Source organism: Hydrogenophaga sp. LT287, assembly GCF_055702805.1.
This window is the reverse complement of record NZ_JBVPZC010000007.1, coordinates 1-11954: the sequence shown is the minus strand read 5'-3', so window position 1 is coordinate 11954 and position 11954 is coordinate 1. Positions and strand designations below refer to the sequence as shown.

General features: G+C 65.3%; 11 protein-coding genes. 10 read left to right on the top strand and 1 reads right to left on the bottom strand.

Going from position 1 to position 11954, the window contains the following annotated elements; genetic code table 11:
* The first annotated feature begins 25 nt into the window (after positions 1-25).
* The 10 genes from narH (at position 26) to AC0GNR_RS07700 (ending at position 11437) form a co-directional block, all read left to right on the top strand.
* Positions 26-1558, top strand: a complete 1533-nt coding sequence (gene narH / locus AC0GNR_RS07745) for a nitrate reductase subunit beta (protein WP_472900390.1) — start codon at positions 26-28, stop codon at positions 1556-1558.
* Positions 1559-1699: 141 nt separating this feature from the next.
* Positions 1700-2401 carry a nitrate reductase molybdenum cofactor assembly chaperone gene (gene narJ / locus AC0GNR_RS07740; protein ID WP_472900389.1) on the top strand — a complete coding sequence of 234 codons (702 nt, stop codon included), beginning with the start codon at positions 1700-1702 and terminating at the stop codon, positions 2399-2401.
* Positions 2398-3126 carry a respiratory nitrate reductase subunit gamma gene (narI, locus tag AC0GNR_RS07735; RefSeq protein WP_472900388.1) on the top strand — a complete coding sequence of 243 codons (729 nt, stop codon included), beginning with the start codon at positions 2398-2400 and terminating at the stop codon, positions 3124-3126. The genes narJ and narI overlap by 4 nt, the downstream gene beginning before the upstream one ends.
* Before the next feature lie 15 nt (positions 3127-3141).
* Positions 3142-3975, top strand: a complete 834-nt coding sequence (locus AC0GNR_RS07730) for a peptidylprolyl isomerase (RefSeq protein WP_472900387.1) — start codon at positions 3142-3144, stop codon at positions 3973-3975.
* Positions 3976-4085: 110 nt separating this feature from the next.
* Entirely contained in the window at positions 4086-5345 is a 1260-nt protein-coding gene (locus tag AC0GNR_RS07725) for an NAD(P)H-dependent flavin oxidoreductase (protein WP_472900386.1), read from the top strand.
* 218 nt (positions 5346-5563) lie between these two features.
* Positions 5564-8002 (top strand): adenosylcobalamin-dependent ribonucleoside-diphosphate reductase, encoded by a 2439-nt coding sequence (locus AC0GNR_RS07720; RefSeq protein WP_472900385.1) that lies wholly within the window; start codon positions 5564-5566, stop codon positions 8000-8002.
* 352 nt (positions 8003-8354) lie between these two features.
* Positions 8355-9740, top strand: coding sequence for an NnrS family protein (locus tag AC0GNR_RS07715; RefSeq protein WP_472900384.1), 1386 nt, complete (start codon positions 8355-8357; stop codon positions 9738-9740).
* A gap of 17 nt (positions 9741-9757) precedes the next feature.
* Entirely contained in the window at positions 9758-10399 is a 642-nt protein-coding gene (locus AC0GNR_RS07710) for a nitroreductase family protein (RefSeq protein WP_472900383.1), read from the top strand.
* Positions 10400-10426: 27 nt separating this feature from the next.
* Complete coding sequence (locus tag AC0GNR_RS07705; RefSeq protein WP_472900382.1) at positions 10427-10831, top strand: ribonucleotide reductase subunit alpha; 405 nt, start codon at positions 10427-10429, stop codon at positions 10829-10831.
* A 21-nt stretch (positions 10832-10852) separates the two neighbouring features.
* Positions 10853-11437, top strand: coding sequence for a hemerythrin domain-containing protein (locus AC0GNR_RS07700; RefSeq protein WP_472900381.1), 585 nt, complete (start codon positions 10853-10855; stop codon positions 11435-11437).
* Positions 11438-11627: 190 nt separating this feature from the next.
* Here AC0GNR_RS07700 and AC0GNR_RS07695 read toward each other — a convergent pair.
* Positions 11628-11954, bottom strand: a 327-nt coding sequence (locus AC0GNR_RS07695) for an IS66 family transposase (protein ID WP_472900380.1), incomplete at its 5' end; no start/stop codon positions are given.

Below are 11954 nucleotides of genomic sequence, written 5' to 3'. Positions count from 1 at the left end.
GCGTCGATCTACAAGGAAAAATGTCATGAAAATACGCGCACAAATCGGCATGGTGCTCAACCTGGACAAGTGCATCGGTTGCCACACTTGTTCGGTCACCTGCAAACAGGTCTGGACCAGCCGCCCCGGTGTCGAATACGCCTGGTTCAACAACGTCGAGTCCAAGCCCGGCATCGGTTACCCCAAAGAGTGGGAAAACCAGGAGAAGTGGAACGGTGGCTGGATTCGCAAGGCCGACGGCTCCATCGTGCCCAAGCAGGGTGGCAAGTGGTCGCTGCTGATGAAGATCTTCAGCAACCCCAACCTGCCTCAGATCGACGACTACTACGAGCCCTTCACCTTCGACTACGACCACCTGCAGTCGGCGCCGGAGATGAAGCACGCACCCACCGCCCGCCCGCGTTCGCTGATCACCGGCAAGCGCATGGAAAAAATCGAGTGGGGTCCGAACTGGGAAGAGATCCTGGGCGGCGAGTTCAGCAAGCGCAGCAAGGACGCGAACCTGGACGGTTTCGAGCAGGCCCAGAAAGACATGATGGGTCAGTTTGAAAACACCTTCATGATGTACCTGCCGCGCCTGTGCGAGCACTGCCTGAACCCGGCCTGTGTGGCTTCGTGCCCATCGGGCTCGATCTACAAGCGCGAGGAAGACGGCATCGTGCTGATCGACCAGGACAAGTGCCGCGGCTGGCGCATGTGCGTGAGCGGCTGCCCGTACAAAAAGATTTACTACAACTGGAAGAGCGGCAAGGCCGAAAAGTGCATCTTCTGCTACCCGCGCATTGAAGCCGGCCAGCCGACGGTGTGCAGTGAAACCTGCGTGGGCCGCATCCGTTACCTCGGTGTGTTGCTGTACGACGCAGACCGCATTGCCGAAGCCGCGAGCACGCCCAACGAGATCGACCTGTACCAGGCCCAGCTCGACCTGTTCCTGGACCCGAACGATCCCAAGGTGATCGCGCAGGCGCGCATCGACGGCATTCCCGACGCCTGGATGGCCGCCGCCCGCCAGAGCCCGGTTTACAAGATGGCGGTGGAGTGGAAAGTGGCCCTGCCGCTGCATCCCGAATACCGCACCCTGCCCATGGTCTGGTACGTGCCACCACTGTCGCCCATCACCGCATCGGCCAACGCCGGCATGCTGGGCAACAACGGCGAGATTCCGGACGTGTCGCAGCTGCGCATTCCGGTGAAGTACCTGGCCAACCTGCTCACCGCCGGCGACACCGGCCCCGTGGTGCGCGCCCTGGAACGCATGCTGGCCATGCGCTCTTACCAGCGCACCAAACACGTGGACGGCCTGATCAACCAGGAGGTGCTGGACCAGGTGGGTTTGAGCGTGCGAGAGGTGGAAGAGATGTACCGCTACATGGCGATCGCGAACTACGAAGACCGCTTCGTGATTCCGACCACGCACCGCGAATACGCCGAAAACACCTTCAACGTGAAGGGCGGTTGCGGCTTCAGTTTCGGCAACGGTTGCTCGGAAGGGCAGACCGAAACGAGTCTCTTCGGTTCCGAGAAGAAGCGCACGATCCCAATCAAGATGGAGAGCTAAGGACATGGCCCACCCCCGCCGCGCTTCGCGCGACCCCCTCAAGGGGGCAACGCTGGCGGCCCGGCAAAGCCGGTTCCGCGGCGTTCTGGGTTTGCTCCCCTTCGTTCATCGATCCAGCTGTTTGACCAAGGAATTGATGTCATGAGTTTATTTTCTTCATCCCCTCCCCAGGCCCGCCTCACGCTGCGCGTGCTGGCGCACCTGTTGCGCTACCCCGACGCGGCGTTCCGCGCCCACACCGCCGACATGCGTGAAGCCCTGCAAGCCGAGGCGGCGCTGCCCGCTGCACGGCTGGCCGAACTCGACGCCTTGCTCAAGCACCTGGGCGCCAGCCCGGCGCTTGACGTGGAGTCCGAATACGTCGAGCTGTTCGACCGGGGCCGCCGCACCGCGCTGCACCTGTTTGAGCATGTGCATGGCGATTCGCGCGACCGTGGCCCGGCCATGATCGACCTGATCCAGACCTACGAAAAAGCCGGCCTGTTTCTGGGTGCCAGCGAGCTGCCCGACTACTTGCCGGTGGTGTTGGAATTTGCCTCCACCCAGCCGCCGCCGCAGGCGCGTGAGTTCATGGGCGAGATCGCGCACATCGTGCGTGTGATCTTCAGCGCCCTGGCTGGCCGCCAGAGCCCCTACGCCAGCGTGCTGGCCGCGGTGCTGGAGTTGGCGGGCGAAAAGGCCGAAGCCGTGGCCATTGCACCCGAGCCCGAAATGGACGAGAGCTGGGCCGAGCCCGAGGTGTTTGGTGGTTGCTCCACCGAAGGCCAGGCCAAACCCGGCCAGCCCCAGCCGATTCACATTGTCAGAAAGTCACCCCAACCCTCTCAAGGAGCGCAGGCATGAACACGCTGCACAACTTCCTCTTCAACGTCTTTCCCTACATCTGCCTGGCGGTGTTCTTCATGGGCAGCCTGGCCCGTTTTGACCGCGACCAGTACACCTGGAAAAGCGATTCGTCGCAGCTGCTGCGCAAGCGCCAGTTGCGCTGGGGCAGCAACCTGTTCCACATCGGCATCCTGTTCCTGTTCTTCGGCCACTCCGTGGGTTTGCTCACGCCCCACTTTGTGTACGAACCCTTCATCACGGCGGGCCAGAAGCAAATGGTGGCGGTGGTGGCCGGCGGCATTGCGGGTGTCATCTGTTTCATCGGACTCACCCTGCTGCTGCACCGTCGCATTTTTGACGACCGCATCCGCCTCACCAGCCACCGCACCGATCTGGGCATCCTGATCATCCTGTGGGTGCAATTGGTGCTGGGCATCGTCACGCTGCCTTTCTCCTATGGCCACTCCGACGGCCAGGCGATGTTGCAACTGTCGGCCTGGGCGCAAGGCATCGTCACCTTCCGCCCCGACGCCAGTTTGCTGGCCGGTCTGGACTGGGTCTACCTGGTGCACCTGGTGCTGGGCATGACCATCTTCCTGCTCTTCCCCTTCTCGCGCCTGGTGCATGTGTGGAGCGGCTTCGGCACGCTGGCCTATGTGTTCCGCCCTTACCAGGTGGTGCGCAGCCGCAAACTGGGTCTCAAGCCCAGCGCCCCGGCCGAGCAGCGCCCCGTTTCACATTGACCGGAGGACACCACCATGAACGCAGCAACAACCGTGGGCTGTGGCAGCGGCCACTGCGCCTGTGCCGGTAAAGCCCAGCCCGTCGTGGCCAGCATCAACGGCATTGCCCTGCACGAGGTCGGTGAGACACCCGACCCCAAAACGCTGCGCGAGCGCGCCTACACCGAGTTGCTGCGTCAGCAGGCGGTGAAGGCGGGCCTGCTGCCGCGCCACGCTGGGCTGGTGGCGCCCGAGCTGGACGACGCGCAGCGCGCCGTGATCGAAAGCCTGCTGGACGCCGCCGTGGTCTCGCCCGACCCGGGTGAATCCGAATGCCGCCGCTACTTTGACGCCAACAAGGGCCGCTTCATCGTGGGCCAGGCCCTGCATGTGCGCCACATCTTGTTTGCGGTGACGCCGGGTGTGAACGTGCATGCGCTGTCGCAGCGCGCCGAAGCGGCACTGCTGGAGCTGATCCGCAAAGACGTGCCCCCCGGCCGCTTCGAGGCGCTGGCAACCGAGCTGTCCAACTGCCCGTCCAGCAAAGAGGGTGGCGACCTGGGTTGGGTCACGCCGGAGGACTGCGCGCCCGAGCTGGCCAATGAGCTGTTCTTCCAGACCGATTCGCGCTGGGGTATGGGCGTGCACCCGCGTCTGGTGCACACCCGCTTTGGCCTGCACATCATTGAAGTGCTGGGCCGGCGCAAAGGCAAGCTGCCCGAGTTTGAGCAGGTGCAGGAACGCATCAAGGCCCAGCTGGCGCTGCAGTCGCGCAGCACGGCGCTGCGCCAATACATGCAGCTGCTGGTGGGCCAGGCCCAGTTGGAAGGCATCGAGCTCGAAGGCGCCGACTCACCGCTGGTGCAATAAACCCCCGGGTGCGCAACGCACCGGTGTTTGATGCACCGCAAAGCGCCGGCGGCCCAGGCTGGTTAGCCTCGCCTCGGCGGCATGGGCCGCAGCAAAGGAAGTGCAACAGCATGGAACAACTCTTGGATAGCGAACAGACTTCCCACCAGGCCACCCCCACGGTGGCCCAACTGGCGGCCGAGCTGCAGACCCTGGCCCGCAGCGACGGCCTGCGCACCTGGCGCCTGGCCGGGCGCGAACTCATTCCGGTGGTGCAGGGGGGTATGGGCGTGGGCGTGTCGGCCGGCTCGCTGGCTGGCACCGTGGCCAGCTTCGGGGGCGTGGGCACGGTGTCGTCGGTGGACTTGCGCCGCATGCACCCCGACCTGATGGCCCAGACCGGCCACCTGGACAAAGAACCCGATGCCAAGGCGCAGATTGACGCCGCCAACCTGGTGGCGCTGGACCGCGAGATCCAGCGCGCCCGGGGCATTGCCCAGGGCCGCGGCCTGATCGCGGTGAACGTGATGAAGGCGCTCAGCGCCTACGAAATGTATGTGCGCCAGGCGCTGCAAAGCGGTGCCGACGCCGTGGTGGTGGGCGCCGGTCTGCCACTGGACCTGCCTGAAATCGCCAAAGACCACCCCAAAACCGCGCTGATTCCGATCTTGTCGGACGCCCGGGGCGTGCAGCTGCTGGTGCGCAAGTGGGAGAAAAAAGGCCGCCTGCCCGACGCGATCGTGATCGAGCACCCCCGCCTGGCCGGTGGGCACCTGGGCGCGGCCAAGGTGTCCGATTTGCAGGACACGCGGTTTGATTTTGAAAACGTGCTGCCCCAGGTGCTCGAATTCTTCAAAACGTCGGGCATTGAGGGCCAAATCCCCCTGATCGTCGCCGGTGGCATCAGCAGCCGGGCCGATATTGTGCGGCTGCAGGCCTTGGGTGCCAGCGCGGTACAAATGGGTACCGCCTTTGCCGTCACCACCGAATGCGACGCCGACCCGGCCTTCAAGCACGTGCTGGCCGACGCGCGGCCCGAGGACATTGTGGAGTTCATCAGCGTGGCCGGCCTGCCGGCGCGCGCGGTGCGCACACCCTGGCTGGACAAATACATCCGCATCGAACCCAAGCTGCAGGCGGCCGCGCATGTGAAGAAAAAATGCAATATGTCGTTCGACTGCCTGGCCCACTGCGGCCTGCGCGACGGTGTGGTGGGCATTGGGCAGTTCTGTATTGACCAGCAACTGGGCCACGCCATGGAAGGCGATACGAACAAAGGCCTGTTTTTCCGGGGCGCTGGAAACCTGCCTTTCGGCCGGGAAATCCGGTCGGTTCACGATCTGTTGCAGTGGATGCTGGCAGACGTCCGGCCGTCCGTGCCCAGCCACTGAAAAGGCAAAATAATCCATCGGAAAAGGGCTTTGGCGGTGAAAACCGGTTCCAGCAGGGATAATTTGCGTCCGACGCACAAGCCATTTGCCCGACACCAAGGCCTGAAGCGGCCGTCCACACGGTTTCGCCTCAGCGCCATGTCGACCAACAAACCCCAGTGGCCCGTTGGTCGCCCTCCCCTTCCGATAGGCCGCAGGCCTTTTCAACACGACCCGACATGAAACGCGACAACACCATGCGTCCGCAGGACCTGACCCATACCCAGCCCATCAGCCTCGATGTGCTCAAAGAAAAATACCTGAAGCCCGGCGAAGACGGCATTGAAGACCTGTACCGCCGCGTGGCGCGTGCGCTGGCTTCGGTGGAAAAAGAAGACGTGCGAGCCGACTGGGAGCAGCGCTTCCTGGCCAACCTGCACGCTGGTGCCATTGGCGCCGGGCGCATCATGAGCGCCGCTGGCACCGACATCCAGGCCACCCTGATCAACTGTTTTGTGCAGCCCGTGGGCGACTGCATCCAGGGCGTGGACGCCGAGGGCTATCCCGGCATCTATGAAGCCCTGCGCGAAGCCGCCGAGACCATGCGCCGCGGTGGCGGCGTGGGTTATGACTTCTCGCGCATCCGTCCCAAGGGCGCCGAAGTCAAGGGCACGCACTCCATGGCCTCCGGCCCATGCAGCTACATCAACGTGTTCGACCAGTCGTGCTCCACCGTGGAGAGCGCCGGCGCGCGCCGTGGCGCCCAGATGGGCGTGCTGCGCATCGACCACCCCGATGTGCTCGAATTCATCACCGCCAAGCGCACCCCCGGCCGCTGGAACAACTTCAACGTGTCGGTGGGCGTGTCCGACGCGTTCATGGAAGCCCTGGGCAGCGACCAACCCTGGGAGCTGGTGCACAAGGCCCGCCCGGGCGCCCCTCTGATCGCCAAGGGCGCTTACCAGCGCGCTGATGGCCAGTGGGTTTACCAGATCATCGCCGCCAGCGAACTGTGGGACACGGTCATGAAGTCGGCCTACGACTTCGCCGAACCCGGCATCCTGTTCCTGGACCAGATCCGCAACGACAACAACCTGCGCTACTGCGAGAGCATTGAGGCCACCAACCCCTGTGGCGAACAGCCGCTGCCGCCTTACGGCTGCTGCGACCTCGGCCCGGTCATCCTCACCCGATTTGTGCGCAACCCGTTTGGCTTTGGCGGCCTGCCATCGTTTGACTTCGACGCGTTTGAACAAGCCGTGACCACCCAGGTGCGCGCGCTCGACAACGTGCTGGACGTGACCTTCTGGCCGCTGCCCCAGCAGCGCGAAGAGTCGGCCGCCAAGCGCCGCATTGGCGTGGGCTTCACCGGCATGGGCAACACCCTGGCCATGCTGTGCGTGCGCTACGACCGCGACGAAGGCCGTGCCATGGCGGCGCAAATTGCCGAGCGCATGCGCGACGCGGCTTACGCCGCTTCGGTGGCCCTGGCGCAAGAAAAAGGCGCGTTCCCCAAGCTGGTGGTGGACGACTACCTGGCGGCCGGCACCTTCGCCAGCCGCCTGCCTGCCGCGCTGCAAAAGCAGATCCGCAAGCACGGCATCCGCAACAGCCACCTGCTGTCCATCGCGCCCACCGGCACGGTGAGCCTGGCCTTTGCCGACAACGCGTCCAACGGCATCGAGCCGCCGTTTTCCTGGATGTACCGCCGCAAAAAGCGCGAGGCCGATGGCTCCACCAGCGAATACGCGGTGGAAGACCACGCCTGGCGCCTGTACCGCGAACTCGGCGGTGACGTAGACCAGCTGCCCGAGTATTTTGTGAACGCCCTGGCCATGAGCGCCGGCGACCACATCGCCATGATGCAAGCGGTGCAGCCGTTTGTGGACACCGCCATCTCCAAGACGGTGAACGTCGAAGCCGACTACCCCTACGAAGACTTCAAAGGCCTGTACCAGCAAGCCTGGAGCGCCCACCTCAAGGGCCTGGCCACCTACCGCCCGAACAGCATTCTGGGCTCGGTGCTTGACACTGGCAGCGCTGCCACCGACGCGGCGGCGGCCGCTGCGGCCGCCGCACCGGCGCCGGTGGACCCCATGCGCACCGTGATCGAAAGCCGCCCCAAAGGCGCGCTCTCGGCCGTGGCCGACAAGGTGGAATACTGGACGCAAGAGGGCCACAAAACGCTGTACATCGTGGTCTCGTTCCTGCCGGTGCCTGCGGCCGACGGCGTGGGCACGATCGAGCGCGCCATCGAGTTCTTCATGCCCGTGGGCCAGAGCGGTGAGTCGCAGCAGTGGATCACCTCTACCATGCGCATGCTGTCGCTGGCCGCGCGCGGCGGCTTCCTGGAACGCGCCCTGGGCGACATGCGCAAAGTGGCCTGGGACCGCGGCCCGGTGCGCCTGGGCACCTACCAGAAGGCCGACGGCACGCACGTGCCGATGTGGCACGACTCCGAAGTGGCCGCCATCGCGTTTGCGCTGCAAAACATCATTGCGCGGCGCGCCCAGCAGGGCGTGGCGGCGGTGATGCCCGAGCCGGTTGCCGTGTCCGTGAGCACGTCTGCGGGTGTGATGGCCGGCAAAAAATGCCCCGAGTGCGGTGCGCACGCCATGATCCGCAAGGACGGCTGCGATTACTGCACCCAGTGCGGCCACCTGGGTACGTGTGGGTAACACGTCCGTACGCCGAGTTGCATGGGCGTGCGCATTGACCGGCTAGGTGGTCAGTCAACCTGCAACGTCCAAACGCCCTTGAAGACCGCTACAGCGCAAGCTGCAGCGGTCTTCTTCTTGGTGCGCCCAGCATGGCGCACGTACCGGGCGGGCACCCGCCATCGTCCATTGGTAGTAGCCCCTTTGCGTTTTCGCCAAGGGGCTTTTTGTCGTCTAATAAAAACGCCTTGGTACCCCCTAGGCGGCGCTTTCCGGGCGCTGTGTGTTGATGCCCCGCATGCGCTTTTGCAGGTCGGACGCAACCAGCCGCTTCGGGTGCCGATGCCTTTGTCAACCCCTTGAGTTTTCATGAATGAAACTTGCCACTGATGCGAGCCCCCAAGCGATCTGTGTGGGCTCGCCTACCCAGGCCGTTCAGCCCGATCAGCTGACGCGAGCGGCCAGACCGGCGCGGGCGCTTCGTCCCGAGCCACTGGCTTCGCAGCCCTGGCGCCCGGCGCACCTGCTGCTGGCGCCACACCGGCTGGGCTTTGCTTTGGCGGTGTTGCTGTTGCTGGCCTCGGGCGTCTGGTGGGCGCTGGTGCAGGTGGACCGGGCCACTGGCGCCCTGGGCCTGGCCTATGCGGTGTCGCCCTCGCTGGGCCACGCGGCGGTCATGACGTTTGGGTTCATTCCCCTCTTTTTCACGGGTTTTTTGTTCACCGCAGGGCCCAAGTGGCTCGGTGTGGACGGGCCCGAAGCCCGTAGCCTGCTGGCGCCCTTGCTGCTGCAGGCCGCTGGCTGGCTGGTGTGGCTGCTGGGCCTTCACACGGCTTGGGGGCTGAGCCTGGCCGGTGGCGCTGTTGCGCTGCTGGGGCTGGGCTGGGTGGTGGCCTTGTTTGCCCAACTGGTACGCCGCAGCACGCTGGACGACCGCCTGCACGCCCGCACCGTGGCTGTGGCGGGCGGTGTGGGTGTGGTCAGTCTGGCGCTGCTGCTGGTGGCGCTGGCTGCCGGCGCTTATGACGTGGCCCATGCCGCCGTGCTCACCGGGCTGTGGGGCTTTGTGGTGGTCACCTACCTGGTGGTGGCGCACCGCATGATTCCGTTTTTCACCTCCAGAGCCGTGCCCATGATCGATGTGTGGCGGCCGTTCTGGGTGTTGTGGATGCTGCTGGGTGCGGTGGCGCTGGAACTGGCCGCCATCTGGGTGCCGCTGGTCATGTCCTGGATGGGCGAGCCCGCCGGGCGGGGTGGCCGCGCCTGGATGCTGGGCCTGGGCCTGATGCAGCTGGCCGCGGGCAGCGTCATTTTGTGGCTGGCCTTTGTGTGGGGTCTGGTGCAGAGCCTGAGCATCCGGCTGCTGGCCATGCTGCACCTGGGTTTTTTGTGGCTGGGTGTGTCGTTTGTGCTGGCCGGCGCTTCGCAGCTGCTGGGCCTGCGGCTGGGCACGCCGGTGCTTGGCCTGGGAGCGCTGCACGCGCTCACCATGGGCTGCCTCGGTTCGCTCATGCTGGCCATGGTCACGCGGGTGTCGTGCGGTCACAGCGGCCGCACCCTGGTGGCGGACAACCTGGTGTGGGCGCTGTTCTGGCTGTTGCAGCTGGCGGTGCTGCTGCGCATTGGTGGCGCGCTGAACCAGGCGCCGGCCTGGCTGGTCATGGCCGCTGCGCTGCTGTGGGCCGTTGTCATGGCCGTGTGGGGCGTGCGCCTGCTGGGCTGGTATGGCCGCCAGCGAGCCGATGGCCGTCCCGGTTGAACCCCAACGAGCGTCCCATGTTCAAAACCGAATACAACGTCCCTGCGCTGGAACAGCCCGCCAACGACTGGCCCGTAGTGGCCGGTGAACTGATCCAGGCCCGCCAGACCGTGCTGCCCAAGCGCCTGCTGGGTCCCGGCCCCGATGCTTCGCAGCAGCACAGCATCTTGGCCGCTGCGGCGGCCGCCCCCGACCACGGCCAGCTGTTGCCCTGGCGCTTCATTGCCGTGCCCGATGCGCAGCGCGAGCGCCTGGCCGAGGTGTTTGGCCAAGCCCTGCTGGAGCGCGACGCCGGCGCCACGCCCGAGCAGGTGGCGCAAGCCCGCGAAAAAGCCCACCGCGCGCCCTGGCTGATGCTGGTGGTGGTGGACGGCCAACGCGGCGACCCCGCCGTGGACCTGGCCGAGCGCATCCTGTCGGCCGGCTGCGCCGTGCAAAACGCGCTGCTCATGGCCACCGCGCTGGGTTTTGGCTCTGCGCTCACCAGCGGCAAAGCCTTGAAATCGGACAGCCTGCGCGCCCTGTTTGGCCTGCAGGCTGGCGAGCAGGCGCTGTGCTTTGTCAGCGTCGGCACGGTGCGCGCGCGCAAGCCCGCCCGGGTGCGGCCCGCCGTGGCCGAGTTCCTGAGCACCCTGGGTGATCCGCCTGCCGCGCTTTGAACATTTTTCTTTTTTAAACAGCCATCCATGAACATTGCCACCTTTGACGACCTGCTGAGCGCCGCCCGCGCCCAGCCCATGCCGCAGCGTCTGCTGTTTGTGTTTGCCGGCATCGAGCTGCCCGACGACGCCACCCCCGCTGAACGCGCCGGTTTTGAGCGCGGTGAAGGCGGTGCGCTGGTGCCGCAGATGTGCGTGGACAAGACGCCCGACGAGCTCACCTCGTTTGACCAGTTCAAGCAGGAAGCCAGTCAGATGGGTCCTGCCTGGGGCATGGTGTTTGCCGCCGCCCTGTCGGGCAAAGCGGGCCGCGCACCCAGCAGCGAAGACGCTGAAAAACCCCTGCAAGACATGGTGGAAGCCATCCGCATGGGCCAGCTGCAGGCCTTCATCCCGTTCAACCCGCAGGGTGAAGCGGTGCAGCTCGGCTGAATTTTTGCAACGCCGCGAACCATGGCCACATCCATCCCGCTGAGCCAGATCACGCTGCCCGGTCACCGTGCGCCCGGTGCAGGTTTTGAGGCGCCGTTCGAGATGCTCGACGCTTGCCACGAGCGGGTGCACCGCATGCTGGCGCTGCTGGCCAAGCTGCAGCAACACGCGCGGGTGCACGGCTGGAGCCAGCAGATCGGCCAGGCGGCGGTGGACGTGATGCGCTACTTTGACCAGGCCGCCCCACACCACCACGAAGACGAAGAGCGGCATGTGTTTCCGCCGCTGCTCGCCGGTACCGACACCGCGCTGCACACCATCGTGCAGCGGCTCCAGCAAGACCACCGCGACATGGACGCCGCCTGGGCGCAGGTGCGCGTGGTGCTGGCTGGGGTGTGCCAGCCGCCGCCAGCGGGCTGGACCGATTTCACACCGGAACAGACGGCCCTGATCAACCACTTTGCTAGCCTGTACCGGCGGCATATCGACGACGAAGACGGCATCGTCTACCCCGCCGCCCAGGCCCAACTGGCGCCTGACGCGTTGCTGGCCATGAGCGAAGACATGATGCGCCGACGCGGTGTCCAGCCGCTTCAAGGCCCCTGAGCCGTACACAGGCGGCCAAACCGAGGGACGTGAGCATGAGCCAGAACAGTCCGCACTCCCTGGCGCTTCAGACTTTTGTGTGGAGCGAACGCTTTGAGACCGGTGTTGAATTGATCGACCACCAGCACCAGGCGCTGGTGGGTCTGACGTAAGCGATCAATAGACCGCACCCCTTGCACAGTTTCCTATTTCAGCCGCTGCGCCCGTTGAGACACCAGGGCAGCAAGGCCTCATAGTCCTCGACGGTCCTGGCCCGAGGAAGCGCCACCAGCAGCGAGCGCAGGTACTGGTACCCATCGACGCCGTTGACCTTGCAGGTCTCCAGCAACGAGTACAGATTGGCGCTCGCGTTGGCGCCGGCCACGGTGTCGGCAAACAACCAGTTGCGTCTTCCGATGACAAACGGACGGATCGAATTCTCACAGCCGTTGTTGTCTATGGGGTAGAGACCGTTGGTGACGAAGCGCTCCAGCTTGGCCCACTGCGAGGACAGGTAGTGCAGCGCCTTGCCCAGCAA